The sequence below is a fragment of the Pseudomonas sp. RIT-PI-o genome, assembly GCF_001297215.1.
Taxonomy (GTDB): domain Bacteria; phylum Pseudomonadota; class Gammaproteobacteria; order Pseudomonadales; family Pseudomonadaceae; genus Aquipseudomonas; species Aquipseudomonas moraviensis_A.
This window is the reverse complement of record NZ_LHPA01000017.1, coordinates 118945-136725: the sequence shown is the minus strand read 5'-3', so window position 1 is coordinate 136725 and position 17781 is coordinate 118945. Positions and strand designations below refer to the sequence as shown.

18 protein-coding genes are annotated in these 17781 nt (G+C 60.5%); 14 read left to right on the top strand and 4 right to left on the bottom strand.

What is annotated here, in order from left to right; genetic code table 11:
* Positions 1-113: 113 nt before the first annotated feature.
* The 3 genes from AEQ63_RS07855 to AEQ63_RS07845 all read left to right on the top strand — a co-directional run bounded on the left by AEQ63_RS07855 (position 114) and on the right by AEQ63_RS07845 (position 2796).
* Positions 114-731 (top strand): TPM domain-containing protein, encoded by a 618-nt coding sequence (locus tag AEQ63_RS07855; protein WP_016771315.1) that lies wholly within the window; start codon positions 114-116, stop codon positions 729-731.
* 311 nt (positions 732-1042) lie between these two features.
* Complete coding sequence (locus AEQ63_RS07850) at positions 1043-2269, top strand: class I SAM-dependent methyltransferase (protein ID WP_064362634.1); 1227 nt, start codon at positions 1043-1045, stop codon at positions 2267-2269.
* Between the two features lie 182 nt (positions 2270-2451).
* Positions 2452-2796, top strand: a complete 345-nt coding sequence (locus AEQ63_RS07845; protein WP_064362632.1) for a YegP family protein — start codon at positions 2452-2454, stop codon at positions 2794-2796.
* Positions 2797-2962: 166 nt separating this feature from the next.
* Here AEQ63_RS07845 and AEQ63_RS07840 read toward each other — a convergent pair whose 3' ends face one another.
* Positions 2963-3982, bottom strand: a complete 1020-nt coding sequence (locus AEQ63_RS07840) for a DUF4917 family protein (RefSeq protein ID WP_064362631.1) — start codon at positions 3980-3982, stop codon at positions 2963-2965.
* 154 nt (positions 3983-4136) lie between these two features.
* Between AEQ63_RS07840 and yiaY the strand changes: the two genes are divergently transcribed.
* Complete coding sequence (gene yiaY, locus AEQ63_RS07835; protein ID WP_064362630.1) at positions 4137-5285, top strand: L-threonine dehydrogenase; 1149 nt, start codon at positions 4137-4139, stop codon at positions 5283-5285.
* Here yiaY and AEQ63_RS07830 read toward each other — a convergent pair.
* Positions 5246-5923, bottom strand: a complete 678-nt coding sequence (locus AEQ63_RS07830; RefSeq protein ID WP_064362628.1) for a hypothetical protein — start codon at positions 5921-5923, stop codon at positions 5246-5248. The genes yiaY and AEQ63_RS07830 overlap by 40 nt on opposite strands.
* Before the next feature lie 218 nt (positions 5924-6141).
* On the opposite strand from AEQ63_RS07830, the gene AEQ63_RS07825 reads away from it, so the two are divergent.
* The 8 genes from AEQ63_RS07825 (at position 6142) to AEQ63_RS07790 (ending at position 14600) form a co-directional block, all read left to right on the top strand.
* Entirely contained in the window at positions 6142-7452 is a 1311-nt protein-coding gene (locus AEQ63_RS07825) for a hypothetical protein (protein WP_152972337.1), read from the top strand.
* Positions 7453-7513: 61 nt separating this feature from the next.
* On the top strand, positions 7514-8419 hold the full coding sequence (locus tag AEQ63_RS07820) for a LysR family transcriptional regulator (protein ID WP_064362625.1): 906 nt from the start codon (positions 7514-7516) through the stop codon (positions 8417-8419).
* Between the two features lie 248 nt (positions 8420-8667).
* Positions 8668-9861, top strand: coding sequence for a CaiB/BaiF CoA transferase family protein (locus AEQ63_RS07815; RefSeq protein WP_064362623.1), 1194 nt, complete (start codon positions 8668-8670; stop codon positions 9859-9861).
* On the top strand, positions 9858-10784 hold the full coding sequence (locus tag AEQ63_RS07810) for a hydroxymethylglutaryl-CoA lyase (RefSeq protein ID WP_064362621.1): 927 nt from the start codon (positions 9858-9860) through the stop codon (positions 10782-10784). Before AEQ63_RS07815 ends, AEQ63_RS07810 begins: the two co-directional genes overlap by 4 nt.
* A 172-nt stretch (positions 10785-10956) precedes the next feature.
* Positions 10957-12288, top strand: a complete 1332-nt coding sequence (locus AEQ63_RS07805; protein WP_064362619.1) for an MFS transporter — start codon at positions 10957-10959, stop codon at positions 12286-12288.
* A 193-nt stretch (positions 12289-12481) separates the two neighbouring features.
* On the top strand, positions 12482-13216 hold the full coding sequence (locus tag AEQ63_RS07800; protein WP_082367755.1) for a hypothetical protein: 735 nt from the start codon (positions 12482-12484) through the stop codon (positions 13214-13216).
* A gap of 85 nt (positions 13217-13301) precedes the next feature.
* Positions 13302-13940, top strand: coding sequence for a LysE family translocator (locus AEQ63_RS07795; protein ID WP_064362615.1), 639 nt, complete (start codon positions 13302-13304; stop codon positions 13938-13940).
* A gap of 156 nt (positions 13941-14096) precedes the next feature.
* On the top strand, positions 14097-14600 hold the full coding sequence (locus AEQ63_RS07790) for a DUF4142 domain-containing protein (RefSeq protein WP_042608160.1): 504 nt from the start codon (positions 14097-14099) through the stop codon (positions 14598-14600).
* A gap of 170 nt (positions 14601-14770) precedes the next feature.
* Here AEQ63_RS07790 and AEQ63_RS07785 read toward each other — a convergent pair whose 3' ends face one another.
* Complete coding sequence (locus tag AEQ63_RS07785) at positions 14771-15181, bottom strand: low affinity iron permease family protein (RefSeq protein ID WP_016771301.1); 411 nt, start codon at positions 15179-15181, stop codon at positions 14771-14773.
* A gap of 176 nt (positions 15182-15357) precedes the next feature.
* Between AEQ63_RS07785 and tam the strand changes: the two genes are divergently transcribed.
* Positions 15358-16128 (top strand): trans-aconitate 2-methyltransferase, encoded by a 771-nt coding sequence (gene tam, locus AEQ63_RS07780; protein ID WP_064362613.1) that lies wholly within the window; start codon positions 15358-15360, stop codon positions 16126-16128.
* A 130-nt stretch (positions 16129-16258) separates the two neighbouring features.
* Here tam and AEQ63_RS07775 read toward each other — a convergent pair whose 3' ends face one another.
* The gene (locus AEQ63_RS07775) at positions 16259-16987 is read right to left on the bottom strand and encodes a class I SAM-dependent methyltransferase (protein ID WP_064362611.1); all 729 of its coding nucleotides are present in this window, start codon (positions 16985-16987) and stop codon (positions 16259-16261) included.
* Between the two features lie 429 nt (positions 16988-17416).
* Here AEQ63_RS07775 and AEQ63_RS07770 point away from each other — a divergent pair, with 429 nt between their 5' ends.
* Entirely contained in the window at positions 17417-17776 is a 360-nt protein-coding gene (locus AEQ63_RS07770; RefSeq protein ID WP_064362610.1) for a DUF6124 family protein, read from the top strand.
* Positions 17777-17781: the final 5 nt, after the last annotated feature.

The following is a 17781-nucleotide window of genomic DNA, read 5'->3' as shown; positions in this document are numbered from 1 at the left end:
TTGGCGGCGGTGGCGGCGGCGGTGGCTTCAGCGGTGGCGGGGGCAGTTTCGGCGGCGGCGGTTCGTCCGGCGGCTGGTGAGATCAAAAGAATAATGAGCAGGCACTTTTCGACATGGCATTACTGACTGAACACGAACAACGCAAAGTCGCCGAGGCCATTGCCCGGGTCGAACGCGACACCGACGCCGAGCTGGTCACGGTGCTCGCTGCCCGCGCCGACGATTACGCGTACATCCCGCTGCTCTGGGCCAGTCTGCTGGCGCTGGTGTTGCCGGGCATCGTGCACTACCTCACGGGCTGGCTCACCCTGCGCAGTCTGTTGCTGGTGCAGTGGGGCATGTTCATCGTCCTCTGCCTGCTGTTTCGCCTGCCAAAGATCACCACCCATCTGGTGCCGCGCCGGGTGCGCCACTGGCGCGCCTCCAACCTGGCGCGGCGGCAGTTTCTTGAGCAGAACCTGCACCACACCGTGGGCAGTACGGGCATGCTGATTTTCGTCTGCGAGGCTGAGCGCTATGTGGAGATTCTGGTGGACGAGGGGATTTCCAAACGGCTGGATAACAGCAACTGGGATGCGATCGTCGCAGCGTTTACCGAACAGGTCCGCCAGGGCCGCACGCTGGAGGGGTTTGTCACCTGCGTAGAGGCCTGTGGCGAGTTGTTGAAGGTGCATGTGCCGGTGACGCAGGTGCGGAACGAGTTGCCGAATCGGTTGGTGGTTCTGGGCTGATATTCCTTCTCGCTTGAGATCCAGACCCTCACCCCAGCCCTCTCCCAGAGGGAGAGGGAGCCGACCGAGGTGTTCTGTCGAGTTCCGCCGACCTGAAATGCCGAGTCGAACTCAAATCCTGACAGCCATAGTCGACTCGGTCGTTCAGGTCGATGTCGAGCGCAAGACACCTCGATCGGCCCCTCTCCCTCCGGGAGAGGGCTGGGGTGAGGGGCTTCTGGACCGTTGGGTAAATAAGAGGGTGTCGCCAATCCCCATCCCCCCTAAAATACCCGCCATTCCCGATTCCGCCCGTCCGAGGCCGTTTGTCCATGTCCGTTACCGCACCTTCCGCGCCGTCCGCCAGACCGGCCCCAGATCACCACGCCCAGTTCATCGAGCTGCTGCAAACCAGCCTCGACGACAACGGCTTCATCAAACTGGTGCTGGCCAAGTACGTCGGTGAAGAGGCGGATCTGCAGCGGGTCATCATCAAGCCGGTGACGGTCAAGGCGCAGCCGTGCCTGTCGTTCGTTTATCGCTACAAGACCCGCGACATCACCAAGAACCTGCCGCTGAGCGAGGGCGTGGCGCTGATTGCCGGGCTGCTGCCGACCTCGTTCAAAAATGCCCACTTGCTGGCGCTGACCGACGAAGCGCAGCTGGAATACAGCAAAAAGGGCAAGAGTTCTCTGTTCAAGAGCAAGCCTCAGCAATTGCGCGAAGCGCCGTCCGCCGAGCACAACCGCGAGAAAAACCGCTTCCTCGAATTGAGCCGCCCGTTCCTCAAGGACCTGGGCGTGACCAACGCTCAGCATGAACTGATCCCGGCGATGTCGCGCAAGTGGAAGCAGATCAACAAGTTCATCGAAGTGTTCAGTCACGCCTTGACCTCCTCGCCGCTGGCGCTGGACAAACCGGTGCGGGTCGCCGATTTCGGTTCGGGAAAGGGCTACCTGACGTTTGCCATTCACGACTACCTGCGCAACACCCTGAAGGCCGAGGGCGAAGTCACCGGCGTCGAGCTGCGCGAAGAAATGGTCAACCTGTGCAATGCCGCAGCGGCGAAGCTCGAGCATCCGGGGCTGGTGTTCAAATGCGGTGACGTGCGCACAGTGGCGCCGAGCGAGCTGGACGTGATGATCGCCCTGCATGCGTGCGACATCGCCACCGATTACGCGATCCACACCGGCATCCGCTCGGGCGCGTCGATAATCATGTGCTCGCCGTGCTGCCACAAACAGATCCGCCTGCAGATCCAGAGCCCGGCGCTGCTCAAGCCGATGCTGCAATACGGTCTGCACCTCGGCCAGCAGGCGGAAATGGTCACCGACAGCCTGCGCGCGCTGTTCCTCGAAGCGTGTGGTTACGAGACCAAGGTCTTCGAGTTCATCTCGCTGGAACACACCAACAAGAACAAGATGATTCTCGCGGTGAAACGCACCGAACCGGTCGATCCGTCGCAGCTGTTGGCGAAGATCGAAGAGCTGAAAGCGTTCTACCACATCAGCGAACACTGCCTGGAAACCCTGCTGCGCGCCGACGGCTATATGCCTTGAGAGGCAGCTGCAAGCTTCAAGCGGCAAGCTGCAAGTGAAGCATGCCGCTGGTGTGCCTGATTTGGGTGATCCTGCTTTTTCTTGCAGCTTGCAGCTTGCAGTCGGCTCAGGCGACAGATCGCAGGTGCTGGTCTTTACTCTGAAGCGCGAGATCTCGCAATCGCCCCCAAGGAGGAACAGGCATGTCCGGATGGTACGAAGTGAGCAAAAGCAGCAACGGCCAATTCAGGTTCGTGTTGAAAGCGGCGAATGCCGAAACGATTCTGACCAGCGAGCTCTACAGCACCCGCGCCGGTGCCGACGGCGGCATTGCTGCGGTTCAGAGCAACAGCCCGCTGGATGAGCGCTACGAGAAAAAGTCGACCAGGGATGGCCATCCCTACTTCAATCTCAAGGCGGCCAATCACCAGATCATCGGCAGCAGCGAGTCGTATTCATCGGATGGCGCCTGTGACAAGGGCATCGCCAGCGTGAAGGCCAACGGCCCGACCACAGTCATCAAGGACAAGACCCTGCCGGTCCTCTGAGGGTACCGAATTCCCTTGTAGGAGTGAGCCTGCTCGCGATGAGGCGATCAGATCCAACTCAGATGTCGCCTGTCGGACCGCTATCGCGAGCAGGCTCACTCCTACAGTTGGAATACATTCCATTGTGGGAGCGAGCCTGCTCGCGAACGCGTCAGCCCGGCCAATATCAAACCTCAACCGGTACCGACAATTTCGGATCACCGAGGGCATGGCTCTTGGCATCAAAAAACCGCAACTCAACCCCGGTACCTTCAAACACCTTGGCGTAGTGACGCTTCTGATGCTGGATGAACGCCGCGCTGCGCGGATAAATCGAGATCGCCACGCACTTCGGGTTAGCCAACCGCAGCGCGCGCACCAGATGCGCATCCTGCTCGCCCAGGGCATGGCCGAAGATGCACAGGCTGTCGCCATGGGCGAGTAATTGCTCATAGCAAAACGACAGATAATCCGAGCTGCGAATAGTCTTGAGCTTGTCGGCGCTCGGTCCTTCGGTGACGAACAGCGGCACGTCATCCAGCGTCTTGATCGTATTGTTGATCGCGAAACTGCCGAGCAGAGTGCCCTCGGTCGAAGTCAGTTTGCGCGCGGTGCCGTCTTGATTGCGCACCAGATGCAGACCACCGTGCAGGTACAGCAGGCGCGGTTTGTCCGTGGCGCTTTGGCTCAGGTCGAAACTGGCGTCCGCGCCGTTGAACAGATCGTCGATGGCTTCGCCCGGGTGTTGCAGCGCCCAATAGTTGAGCAGGTCGTAGTTGGTGGTGAACACCGTGCGATAGCGCGCCAGTTCTGCATTCAGCACCGTCAGCGTCGAAGGCTGCACCAGCCGCCACGGGATGTGCACCGCGTGCACGGTGTTGATCAGCGCTTCCTTGATCGCGTAATAGCGATTGCGCGGCGCCGCCGAGCTGACCGCCAGGGCCTTGTTGACCCGGCTGGTGGTTTTCAGGGCGCCCAGCACTTGCTCGAAGCTGCGGGTTTGCAGCGCGTCGAATACTGCCAGTTCCGATGGGCTCAGCGGTTTCTCTTCGACCGTACGGGCATTTTCGAACAGCGAGTCGTAGCCGAAGTCATCCCATACCGCGCGACTGGCGCCGTTGCCCACCAGCAAACCGCTGAAAGCGGTCGTGGTGCGCAGGGCATTCCAGTCTTCGAGGGTGGCGTCGACATTGAGAAAATCGGTCATTGCGTGGGCGGTCTCAAAACAAAGGGCAGATGGACGGCGACTTTATCACGAGCGGACATTGAGCCAGATCAACATTGCTGGTGACCGATCGGTCGATGCTGTGTGCACCCGCCGAATCGAGGCAGTCGATCCGGCTCCAGTCAGGAGACACACGATGAGCAGCACCTTCTTCATTCCGGCGGTCAACATCATGGGCAGCGGCTGCCTCGATGAAGCGATGCTCGCGATTCGCAATTATGGCTTTCGCAAGGCGCTGATCGTCACCGACAGCGGGCTGGCCAAGGCCGGCGTGGCCGCAATGATCGCCGAGAAACTGGCGATGCAGGATATCGATTCGGTGATCTTCGCTGGCGCCAGACCGAACCCGAGCACGGCCAATGTCGAATCGGGTCTGGGGCTGTTGAAGGAAAGCCACTGTGATTTTGTCGTGTCACTGGGCGGCGGCTCGCCGCACGATTGCGCCAAGGGCATTGCCCTGTGCGCGACCAATGGCGGGCAGATCGGCGATTACGAGGGCGTCGACCGCTCCAGCAAACCGCAACTGCCGCTGATCGCCATCAACACCACCGCGGGTACGGCCAGCGAGATGACCCGCTTCTGCATCATCACCGACGAATCACGCCACGTGAAAATGGCCATCGTCGACCGCAACGTCACGCCGCTGCTGTCAGTCAACGACCCGGAGTTGATGGTTGCGATGCCCAAGGGCCTGAGCGCCGCCACTGGCATGGACGCACTGACCCACGCCATCGAAGCCTACGTTTCGACCGCCGCCAACCCGATCACCGACGCTTGCGCGCTGAAGGCCATGAGCCTGATCAGCAGCAACCTGCGCTTGGCCGTGCGCAACGGCAGCGACCTGGCGGCGCGGGAGAACATGGCTTACGCGCAGTTCCTCGCCGGTATGGCCTTCAATAATGCTTCGCTGGGTTTCGTCCACGCTATGGCGCATCAACTGGGCGGCTACTACGACTTGCCCCACGGCGTGTGCAACGCCGTACTGTTGCCGCATGTGCAGAGCTTCAATGCGCTGGTCTGTGCTGATCGACTCAGGGATGTCGCTCACGCCATGGGCGCGGATATCCGTGGTCTTAGCGCGGAGGAGGGTGCGCAAGCGGCGATCCATGCCATTCGCAGCCTCGCCAAAGACGTCGAGATTCCCGGCGGACTGCGTGAGCTGGGCGCGAAGCTCAGCGACATCCCGGTGCTCGCCGCCAATGCCTTGAAAGACGCCTGCGGACTGACCAATCCGCGAGCGGCGGATCAACGCCAGATCGAAGAGATTTTCCGTAATGCGTTTTGAGTGAGGGCGCGAAGGCGAGCGACGCCGAGCAGTTCATCGCCTGTTCGTGCCGCGACGGTAAATGTCCGCACACGGCCCCAATCTGAAGTTTCGCCGGCAATGTTGTGAACAGCGGATATCCGGTACTGCCCGACCGGCAAGCGGTGCTCAGCCGGGGTTGCCCATTTTTGGTCGCTTTCGACCCGGGCCCGGGCAATCTCCAGGCCGGTGTCCAGATCGAAAATACTGACGAAACCTTCGGCCCGTGTGACATCTCCCGAAAACCCCGGAGGCGCGTCAACCTGTGCTCCCTCTGTCGGTTCGAGAACGAGCGGGACGTCGATGGCGGGCCGCAGTCGCACCTCATATGCGCGCTCGTCACTCCATTGCGACGTGTTGCCTGCGTACGTCTGGTGGGCGTGAATCCTTTGCTGGCCCTGAGCCTGAGCGCCGCTGATGCTGAATGCCCATCGTCCATTTGCGCTGACCTTTCCTGCGCCGAGCGAATGGGTATTTTCAATGTTCCAGACCTGCACAAGCGCATCGGGTATGCCGCTGCCGAGCAACAGTGTTGCAGGCCCGGTCGTGCTGCCCTGTTCTGGATAGGTGATGGTCGGGGCCGGTGGCGGTTGTGAAATTTGCTCGTCGCGAGTGCTCATCGTTCTTCTCGTCTACGGCGGATATGAACGCTGAGGTTGGCATGACGTGCCTGACTTAGAACCTGTAAGAACTACCAGTTCTTCAGGCTTTTTTGATCGGTGAGTAATTTCGTTTTCTTCTGAAAAACTGTCATTTATGTCAGTTGTCTGCAATGGCTTCTTCAGGTCGAATGCTCCGGACAAGGGGATCGAGTCGATCTCTTCAAGAGCATACGAACATGTCGAACTCCGCCGCGGCAAACTCACCAAACGCGCAGTCAGCCGGGGAGCTCGATGAGCTGTTTGGGCAACGAACGCTCGAATTTCCCGGAGCGAGCAAAACCATTGGCAGAGGCGTGGCGATCACCCCGTCGGGGCAGATCATGGTCAGCGCAACGGTCGAGCAGTCGGGCCATTCGTACTACGGCCTCGCGCGTCTGGATGGCAATGGAAATCCGGATCCGGCCTTTGGTGATGGCGGCTATCTCTGCGGCCAGTTCGGTACCGGCCTGCTATCGCAAGGCGGATCCTTGATCGTTGATGCGCTCGGACGGATCTGGATGTGCGGTGTGGTCGGCGTGGTCACAGACAGGGCTCTGGAATACCAGCAAGTCATCGCCCGGTTTTCCCCCGACGGCTCGCCGGACATCGAGTTCGGCGGCGACCGGAGCGGCTATCGGATTGTGCCCATGCGTATTCCATCGCTGGGCGGTGCCACGCATGGGCATCTGATTATGGCGAAATCTGTTCCACAGGTGACCGAGCCGGACAGACTGCTGTTTGTCACCTCGCAAAAGGGCAGTGGCTTGCTCACGCGGCTGCATTTCGACGGCTCGGACGATTTGACGTTCGCTGCCAACGGCTGGATGCCCCTGACCCTGCCGAGGGTGGCCATTTCCTTGCTCGGGATCGTCCAGCTCGGCAGTGGGCTGATTCTTGTGCACGGCAAAACAGAAATAACCAACCAGGGATTGGTCATGGCGTTCGATCACAGCGGCAACCTCGCAAAAGCATTCGGCGACGAGGGGATTTTGCTGCTGAATATCCAACGGGATGGCAAGCCGCTTGAAAGCAGCGTGGCGGAGATTGTTGTGCAAACGGCAGCGCGCCTGCTCCTGCTTGGTTCGGCGGTCGAGTCATCTGAAGGTGAGAAACTTCAACATGCGTTCATCAGCGGTATCACTTACACCGGTGCGATGGATGAAACGTTCAATCGCAAAAATCCTGTGATCACCCCAGCGACAGGGGCACTGGACCTCAGGCAATGGCAAGCGGGTTTCGCGCTGGACGATATCGATGGCCAACGGATCGTTGCGGTCGGACAGACCTCGGGCAGCACGCGTGGCTTGCTGACGGCGGGCTTTCTGGTTGACGGCGCGGAGGATGATTGTTTCGATGTCGACGGCGCGAAGGACATTTCGTGGCCCGCCATCGATGCCTGTGCGCAAGGCTCTTCGATCCTGGTGTTGGGTCGCAAGGACGACAGCGCGAAGTTGGTCCGCTTGCTGACCGCCTCTGCGACGAAACGCCGTGACAGCACTGGCCTTTGAGCAGGCACAGGTAAAACCGGGCTATCCTGCCGACTCGAATGAACCTGTCTTCGAGTCTCCCATGCTGCAAAAAAACCTGATCCGCCGCCTCGACCTGATCACCCTGCAACTTTTTGTCGCCGTCCACGAGGAAGGCACGCTGACCCGTGCGGCTGCGCGCGAAGCCATTGCGGTGTCGGCGGCGAGCAAGCGTCTGATGGAATTGGAGGAGGCGCTGGGCATCGCACTGTTCGTGCGCCAGGCCAAAGGCATGGTCCTCACCGCGGCCGGTGAAACCCTGCTGCACCATGCGCGGCAGATGCTTTTCAACGTGGAAAAAATGGGCCTGGAGCTGGGTGAGCACAGCCACGGGGTGCGCGGTTACGTGCGTATGCTGGCCAATCTTTCAGCAATCATTCAGTTTCTGCCCGAAGACTTGCGTGACTTCTCTGCGCAGCATCCGCAGGTCAAGACCGACCTTGAAGAAAGGCCTAGCGCCGGGGTGATTCAGGGCGTGCTCGATGGTGTCGCGGACCTCGGCATCTGTTCCGATGACAGCGATACCAAAGGCCTGCACAGCGTGTTGTACCGCCAGGACAAACTGGTGGTGGTGATGCTCCCGGAGCATCCGTTGGCGACGCGCGAATCGGTGACCTTCCACGAAACTCTCGACAGTGACTACGTCGGTTTGCACGCGGCCAGTTCGATCAACATGCGCACCCATGCGGCGGCGCGACAGGCCGGCAAAGTTCTGCGCATCCGCATTCATGTGCCGGGATTCGATGCGGTGTGCCGGATGGTGCAGGCGAACATGGGCATCGGCATTCTGCCGCAGCGAGCCTATGAGTTGTTTGGTCAGGCGCTGGGATTGCGGGCGGTGCCGCTGACCGATGCCTGGTCGGACCGTGCGCTGATAGTAGTGGTGCGCGATGAAGCGGGATTGTCGCCGGTGAGCCGAATGTTGTTTGAGCATTTGCGTGCGCCGTAGATCTTCATTGCGGCTGATGGCCTCTTCGCGAGCAGGCTCGCTCCTACAGGGGATCTGGGTGAACTCAAATCTGTGGGCGACGCAAAACCTGTAGGAGTGAGCCTGCTCGCGATGGCTGACCTGAGGTCACCGAAACTTTCTGGAGCATTCGCATTTCGCGAACGCTCATTGCCGAGAGACGGCTGGATTGTCCAATCATCGTTCCTCTAGCCTTGGCCACCTATTCCAAGAACAAGAGGTACACCGCGATGACTGCCCCTTTGAGTGCAATCAAAGTGATCGAGATCGGCACCCTGATCGCCGCGCCGTTTGCCGCGCGCATGCTTGCCGAGTTCGGCGCCGAGGTGATCAAGATCGAAGCCATGGGCCAGGGCGACCCGCTGCGCAAATGGCGCAAGCTGCACGAAGGCACGTCGCTGTGGTGGTACCTGCAATCGCGCAACAAGAAATCCCTGGCACTCAACCTCAAATCTACTGAAGGCATCGAACTGGTCAAGCAACTGGCCGGCGACGCCGACGTGATCATCGAAAATCTGCGCCCCGGCGCGCTGGAAAAACTCGGTCTGGGCTGGGACGTGCTGCATGCCTTGAATCCGAACCTGACCCTGGTGCGTATCTCCGGCTACGGCCAGACCGGCCCGTACCGCGACCGGCCCGGTTTCGGTGCGATTGGCGAGGCCATGGGCGGCATCCGCTACACCACCGGCAATCCCGATTCGCCACCGGCGCGGGTCGGCGTCAGCCTCGGCGATTCGCTCGCCTCGCTGCACGCGGTGATCGGCGCGCTGATGTCGTTGTTGCGGGTCAAGACCGGGCAGGGCGGCGGGCAGATTGTCGATGTGTCGCTGGCCGAAAGCGTGTTCAACGTCATGGAAAGTCTGGTGCCGGAATACGACATGCTTGGTCATGTCCGCGAACGCAGCGGCGGCGCCTTGCCGGGTATCGCGCCCTCCAACACTTACCTCACCGCCGACGGTGCCTACGTGGTGATCGCCGGCAACAGCGATCCGATCTACAAGCGCTTGATGCACACCATTGGCCGCGCTGATCTGGCCGACGCGGATGAATTCGCCCACAACGACGGCCGCGCCGCCAAGAGCGGATTGCTCGATGCGGCCATTACGCACTGGACCAGCAGCTTGCCGATCGACGAGGTACTGGCCGCCCTCGAAGCCGCCGAAGTGCCGGCCGGGCGCATCTACTCGGTGGCCGACATCGTCGCCGATCCGCACTATCAGGCGCGGGACATGCTGCTCAATGCCGAGCTGCCCGGCGGCGCAACGGTGAAGATGCCCGGCATCGTCCCCAAGCTCTCGGAGACCCCCGGCGGGGTGAACTGGTCCGGGCCGAAACTGGGCCAGCACACCGACGCTATTCTGGCCGGGCTGGGCCTGAATGAACTCGATATCGAACGCCTGAAAGGCCAAGGGGTCGTGCAATGATCACTGACTATTCGCACCAGCTGATCGTCCAGGAAGTCTCGCCCCGCGACGGTTTGCAGATCGAGCCGACCTGGGTGGAAACCGCTGACAAGATCGCCCTGATCGATCAACTGTCGCAGGCCGGATTCAGCCGCATCGAAGCCGGCTCGTTCGTTTCGCCCAAAGCCATCCCGGCCCTGCGTGACGGCGAGCAGGTGTTCATCGGCATTCAGCGCCAGCCGGGGGTGATCTACGTGGCGCTGATCCCCAATCTGAAAGGCGCACAACGGGCAGTGGCGGCGAAGGCCGATGAGTTGAATCTGGTGATGTCCGCCAGCCAGACCCACAACCTCGCGAATATGCGCATGCGTTGCGAGGATTCGCTGGCAGCGTTCGCTGACATCGTCGCGTTTGTCAGCGGCTCGGGTGTACGCCTCAACGGCAGCATCGCCACCACCTTCGGTTGTCCGTTCGAAGGCAAGATTGACGAGGATCGCGTGCTGCAGATCGTCGACGCTTATCAGGAGCTCGGCATTCAGGGCATCAGCCTCGCCGACACCACCGGCATGGCCAATCCGCGTCAAGTGGATCGTGTGGTGCGGCGTGTTTTGCAGCGGGTTTCGCCGGCCGATCTGACCCTGCATTTCCATAACACCCGTGGCCTCGGTTTGTGCAACGTGCTGGCCGCTTACGAGGCCGGCGCACGGCGCTTCGATGCGGCGCTCGGTGGCCTCGGAGGTTGCCCGTTTGCGCCGGGGGCGTCGGGCAATATCTGCACTGAAGACCTGGTGAATCTGTGCGAGGAAGTCGGCATTCCCACCGGGATCGATTTGCCGTTGCTGCTGAAACTCTCGCGTGGCTTGCCAGATCTGTTAGGCCACGAAGTCCCCGGCCAACTGGCCAAGGCCGGGCGCAACTGTGACGTGCACCCGATCCCCACCTGATACACATCAATCCCTTGTAGGAGTGAGCCTGCTCGCGATAGCGGTGTATCAGGCGCCGCATAGGTTGCCTGACACACCGCCATCGCGAGCAGGCTCACTCCTACAGTTGAAACCGCATACCAGACAACAAAAACAATCGGACGCCCATCGGCAGTCCGCCTGGAGAAAAGCTATGAGCCTCAATGTAATGGAGGCGGGCGTGAGTCCGTCCGTCGATCACGACGCCGAGAAAGCCCTGGTCAGCAAAGTCGCCTGGCGCTTGATGCCGCTGATCATGGTCTGCTACCTGTTCGCCTTTTTCGATCGCATCAACATCAGCTTCGCCAAATTCCAGTTGCAGACCGACCTGAGCCTGAGCGACACCGCGTACGGCCTCGGCGCCGGGCTGTTCGTGGTCGGTTACGTGCTGTTCGAAGTGCCGAGCAACATGATGCTGTACAAGGTCGGCGCGCGGCGCTGGATTGCGCGGATCATGATGTCGTGGGGCGTGGCGACGGCGGCGATGGTCTTCGTCAACAGCGAATGGCAGTTCTATGCGCTGCGCTTTGTCATCGGCGCGATGGAAGCCGGGTTCGCCCCCGGCGTGCTGTATTACCTGACACTCTGGTTTCCACAGCACTTCCGTGGCCGCATCACATCGATGCTGTTTCTCGCCTCGGCATTCGCCGGACTGGTCGGCGCGCCGTTCTCCGGGCTGGTGCTGCAACACCTCGACGGCGTATTGCAGATGCGCGGCTGGCACTGGTTGTTCCTGCTCGGTGGCGTGCCGTGCATCGCGCTCGGTTTTCTCGTGCTCACCCAGCTCAAAGACCGCATCGAGGATGCGCACTGGCTGACCGCTGACGAGAAGAAATTGCTTTCCAGCCGCATCGCCCATCACGAGCCGCACAAAAGCGGCGGCTCATTGCTCGCGGCGCTGAAAATCCCCGGTTTCCTGACGTTGGGTTTGATTTACTTCCTGATCCAGGTCGCGTCCTACGGCCTGAATTTCTGGGCGCCACAATTAATCCGCAGCGCCGGCACCGAAAGCCCGGTGATGATCGGCCTGCTGACCGGCATCCCGTACATCTGCGGGGCGATCAGCATGGTCGTGATCGGACGCTTGTCAGACGCCACCGGTGAGCGGCGCAAGTTCGTCGCCGGGCTGGTGATCGTCGGCGCGATCGGCTTCTTCAGCGCGGGGATCTTCGCCAGCCACACGACATTCCTGATCGTCGCGCTCGGGCTGCTCGGTGCGGGCATCATCGCTTCGATCCCGAGCTTCTGGACCCTGCCACCGAAGTTGCTCGCAGGTGCCGGTGCCGGCGCGGCAGGCGGGATCGCGGTGATCAATACCCTGGGGCAGTTCGGCGGGATCGTCAGCCCGGTCATGGTCGGACGCATCAAGGACCTCACCGGCAGCACCACCCCGGCGCTGTACGTCATCGGCGTCGCCGCGCTGATTGCTGCAGCATTGCTGCTGTGGGGCTTGCCGCAGAAGTTGCGGACGCTGGACAAGTATTGAGATTGGCGGCGTCTGTGATGACGCCTTCGCCAGTCGGCTCGCTCCCACATTTGGAATGCGCTCTCCTGTGGGAGCGAGCCTGCTCGCGAATTCCGACTTCAGACGCATGAGAAGACTGGCTGGCCTGATCTGTTGAATCCTCCGATGCAGAAAGGGATAGTGCTCGCCTGGAAATATCTTCAAGGAGCAGGAATTGACAATGAAGTCCATGTGGATCAGCGCTGCGGTGCTCTACGGATGGTTAATGACTGGGCAGGCGTGGGCCGATTGCACGCGGCCCGCGGTCAGCGCAGAAGTGGATTTTTCTCTGTGCAAGGACTGGCCGGCTTATTCGCAGTTGACGATTACCGCGCTTTCGACGTTCGTGCCCGATCCCGTCAATGCCGACGGCGGCAGGGTGGGTTCATACAATCTCGATTTGGCCGTCATCTCGGCAGGCAGTGCCCAACCGCTGGCGACCTATCATCAGCCGTCGGCGTTTCTCTCCGATGCCATCGCGCTGGAGAGTCTGGAGCTGGATACCGCGCGCTATAAACTCACGCCCGACCTGCGTGCATTCGGCGTACGCGCCCATTTCAAAGGCTCCTCACGCGTCAATCCGCTGGATGAAACGTTGCTGTCGCTCTATGTGAAAGAGGGCGACAAGTTGCGCCCGGTGCTGGATCGCTTGGTCGTCTACAGCTTCAGCGGCGAATGGGATGGCAACTGCGCGGGCGAGCGCTCGGAGACGGTGCGCACGCTCGAGATGGGCAAAACCGGTGCCCATGGTTATGCCGATATCATTGTCCGCTCAGTCACCACGGGCCTGGCCGGTGAGGGACCACCTGACAGCTGCGAAATGAAGACCACCCACGAAAAGCCAGTGCTGACCACGTTGCGCTACGACGGCAAAACGTACGTGTTGCCGCAAGGTTTCAAGGGCATGTGACTGGCGTTTTCACGACGCGCAGTGATCGGACGTGATCGCCTGATATAGACTTTGTGCCACGTATTCTGGCGCTTGCAGGTTTTCCATGACTCCATCATTGCTGTTGGCCGTTCTGGCTTCGGGTTTCATCTACGGGATCACGCCGGGGCCGGGTGTGCTGGCGGTGTTCGGGATTGGCGCGGCGCACGGGCGGCGGGCCGGGGCGGGGTTTCTCTGTGGGCACCTGCTCGGCGATGTGATCTGGTGCAGCACCGCGCTGGTGGCGATCGTCGGCGCGCGGGAAATCGGCAGCACCGCATTCGACGTACTCGGCGTGCTCAGCGCGTTATACCTGTTCTGGCTCGGCTGGCGTGCGGTGCGTGCCCAGCGTCGCAATGGCGACGAGGCGCAAGGCGCGGCGCGCCAGCCGTTCTGGCACGGCATCGTCTTCGGCCTGACCAATCCCAAGGCGTACCCGGTAGCGGTGGCGACCTTCACCGCGCTGCTGTCGAGCCGTGCCGAGTTGCTCAACTGGTCGATGCTGCCTGCGCTGATCGTCCTGAGTTTCATCGGCGGGGCGCTGGCTTACGCCATTCTCATCGGTGTGGTTGGCGCGCAGCGAGTGCGTACGGTGTATCAGCGTCACGAACTGCTGATCACCCGTTTGTGCGGCGTGATGTTTATCGGTTTTGCCATCAATGCGCTGGTGCACGCGCTCCCGGGGTTGATGCCGAACAAGGGCTGATGTTGAGCAAGCACCGTTCGTCGCGCCCGAGGCGGTTTTTCTAAACCTTTGACCGTCAAAGCATTCCTAAGTGAGGCGGACGCTTGTCCGCCGCGATATTTCGAGCAGCGGGTGAAACATGGCCCGCTTGAATTTTCAACGAAGGAGGGCGCGACCATGAGCCGGATGGCCACCCGTTTACGTAACGTCAGTTTTGCAACCCTGCTGGGCCTGTGCGCCAGCACTGCGTTCGCCCAGTCGCCTGCCGAATTCATCAACGATGCCTCCGCCAAAGGCATGGCCGACATCGAAGCCAGCCGTCTGGCACACGGCAAGACCGAATCGAAAGAGGTCAAGGATTACACCATCGTCGTCATCAACGACCGCACCACTGCCAACCAGCACCTGGCGAAAATCGCCAAGAAACTCGACCTGCCGGTTGCGCCCCGCGAAGAACTAGCCGACAAGGCCAAAGAGTTGATGCCGGAAGTGAAGGACGGCGCAACCTTCGATCAGGCCTATGCCGCCAGTCAGGTCAAAGCCACCGAAGAGGCGATTACCCAGATCGAACAACAGGCACAGACCACCGACGTGCCTGAGATCAAAGCGTTTGCCGATGAGACCTTGCCGAAATTGCAAAGTCATCTGGAGAAGGCCCGCGCGTTGCAGGCCAGTCGCTGAGTTCGCTGCATTATTGCAACGCGACCGAGACCTTCAGTTGAAATGCGATGGGTAGCCTGTGGGAGCGAGCCTGCTCGCGAAAGTTGTGTGTCAGTCAATGAGGTTTTGACTGACCATCCATCTTCGCGAGCAGGCTCGCTCCCACAAGTGTGTTTACACCCTGGATTTGTTCAGCACTCGTTCAAATCCTGCTTGGGCTTGCTCTTGTCACCCAGCCCCTCTAGGTCAAACACCTGATTCTCACCCAATGCGCGGTAATGCCGGCGCAGCGCTTCCAGCTGTTTCAGATCCAGCGCCTCCAGCCCGAGCATCGCGTTCTGCGCCTCCTTGTTCACCCGCAGCAGCTCATCGAGTTTCAAATGCAGAATGTCGGTATCGCGGTTCTGCGTGTTCTGAATCAGGAACACCATCAGAAACGTGATGATCGTCGTCGAGGTATTGATGATCAGCTGCCACGTGTCGTTGTAACCAAAAATCGGCCCGCTCAACCCCCACAACCCGATCAGAATCAACGCCCCCATGAACGTCTTCGGGCTACCGGCCCACAGGGCAAGTTTCTGGGCAATCTTGGCGAATTTCATGATGGAAGTCCTTGTTTTGGGAGCCTGAAATTCAGACATCGGCGTTGCGCTGAAAATTCTAATTACAAATAACGGGACCGGACGCTGAACGCGAAGCGAGCTCATTGGCCTGATCGCTGTATGGTATGGCGAGCTGCATTTCCCGATTGCAAGCCATGCCCCGACAGGAGAACGCAATGAGTTGGTCTGCCAAGCAATACGTCGCTTTCGAAGATGAACGCACCCGCCCGGCCCGAGATCTGTTGGCGGCAATACCCACGGCGCAGGCGCGGGCGGTGGTGGACATTGGTTGCGGGCCGGGCAATTCCACCGAGTTGCTGGTGCAGCGGTTTCCTGAGGCAAGGGTCAGCGGCCTCGACAGTTCGGCAGACATGATTGCCGCCGCGCGCAAGCGCTTGCCAGATTTGCAGTTTCAGGTGGCCGAGATCGACAAATGGGCTGACCAAGGTCCGTTCGATGTGATCTTCGCCAATGCGGTGTTGCAGTGGGTGCCTGATCACCATTCGTTGCTGCCGGCTCTGGCGAGCAAGCTTTCAGAGGGCGGCAGCCTGGCGATCCAGATGCCGGACAACCTCAACGAACCGTCCCACCGCTTGATGCGCGAAGTCGCTGCGGATGGACCGTGGGCGAGCAAGCTTGCAGGCGCTGCGGGACAGCGTACCGACATGGCAAGTGCCAGCGAGTACTTTTCGATGCTGCGGCCGCACTGCACGCGGGTCGATGTGTGGCGCACGACTTATCATCATCCACTGGCGGACGGAGCGGCGGGGGTGGTTGAGTGGTTCAAGGGCAGTGGTTTGATTCCTTTTCTGAGCCCGTTGACCGAGGAGGAGCGGGCGCAGTATCTGCAGCAATATCTCGCGGTGGTTGCAGAGGCTTATCCAGAGCTGGCCGACGGCTCGGTGCTGTTGCCGTTTCCGCGTTTGTTTATTGTTGCGACTCGCTGAATCACGCCTCTAAGTTTCTTGAGTTCGCCACGTTATCTCAGGTCGGCGCATCTCTCGAAAGCAACCCGGTCGGTTCCCTCTCCCTCGGGAGAGGGTTAGGGTGAGGGGCCTTTCGGAGCATGAAACCCGATCATCGCTGCACTGCCACCAGCATCATCATCGGCCGCTCGCGTTCTTCGGCCAACGCCGGTTGCGCTGCGACCTCTTCGTCACTCGGTCCCCACTCATTGACGTGACGAATATTGAAACCCGCTGCGATCAACGTATTGAGCAACGTGCCCACGGTCCGATGCTGCTTGATCACGCCGTCGGCCAACCAATTCGTCACCCGCTCGCCTTCCATCTGATAGCTTTCCAGCGGCCAGCGCTTGCGACCTTCGTTGTCGATCAGCCAACCCGGATTGCGTGGCGCCATGAAAATCGGATGTTCAATTGAAAAGACAAAATGCGAACCCGGTTTGAGTGCGGCATACAGTTGCGCGAACAACCCCGGGAGATCTGTTATGTAGTGCAGTGCTAGCGAGCTGTAGGCGAGGTCGAAACTGCAGGCGGGCAAGGCGAGGTGTTCGAGGTCGGCGCGTTCATAGCGCACATTCGCGACGGTCGTCGATTGCCGTGCGCGGTCGAGCATCCTCTCGGAGACGTCCAGCCCCAGCACGCTGGCCGCGCCTTGCTCGACTGCCCAGCGGCTGAACCAGCCATACCCGCACCCCAGATCAACCACATTCAGACCGTGCATGACCGGCAGCAATGCCTTGAGCGCTGGCCATTCCGGGGCGGCATCGAGGCCGCCGATCGAGCGATTCATCTGGCTGTAGCCGTGGAAGAACTCGGGATCATCGTAGATGTTTTGCGTCATGTTGACGGTGTCCTTTCAATGCGTTTGCGTTGAATGTGTCGGAGAAATTTCTCTTTTCCCAGCGCTTTTACACGTGGCGCGCCATGGCTGTTTAAAGTCGAATCACGTTACGTCCCAATGCCTACAAATCCTTGCGCCGCTGCCTACCGGTACGCCAGAATCCGCCGGCTTGTGCGTCTGGAGGGCGGTCGGTAACTTGGTTCGCGTCACTGATTTCCAGTGATCGGGTTTAGCAGCCCGGCCAGGATTGACCAACGGTTGCACATGTACCTTCCAGTCAGGCTTCGCCTGCACTTGATGGTGGCTGTGCGCATGGCACCCTCGGGTGCGCCGGGTTTTGGACTTCCTACCGGTCTGCTAACTTGCGTACAGCTGCCACCCTTTCGTATAGCAGCGGGATGGTCGCAGTTACCACTACAGGAAGATTCCATGTTCAAGGTAACGCCAAATCCGCCGGAAACCGACCCGGCCTCTCCGTACGAGTCCCTCGACTCAAAAAAACTCCACGAAGCCGCCGAACGCGCCCTCGACCACTATCTCATCCCACCGAAAACCACTCCACCGCCGTACCAGACCAGCAGCATGTTCCAGGTCAACCCGAGCACCGACACCGAGTCGCTATTGGTCAACGCCAGCGAATCCCTCGGCTCGGCCAGCGTCATGCTCGGCGATTTCGCTGCCTTGCTCGACGGCAGCCAGCGCAAAACCCTGCTCGGCATCGCCCAGGTCGTCATGCTGGGCGAACTGGCGGTGAATCAGGTTTTGGATAATGTGGTGCCGGTGGGTTAGCCGGC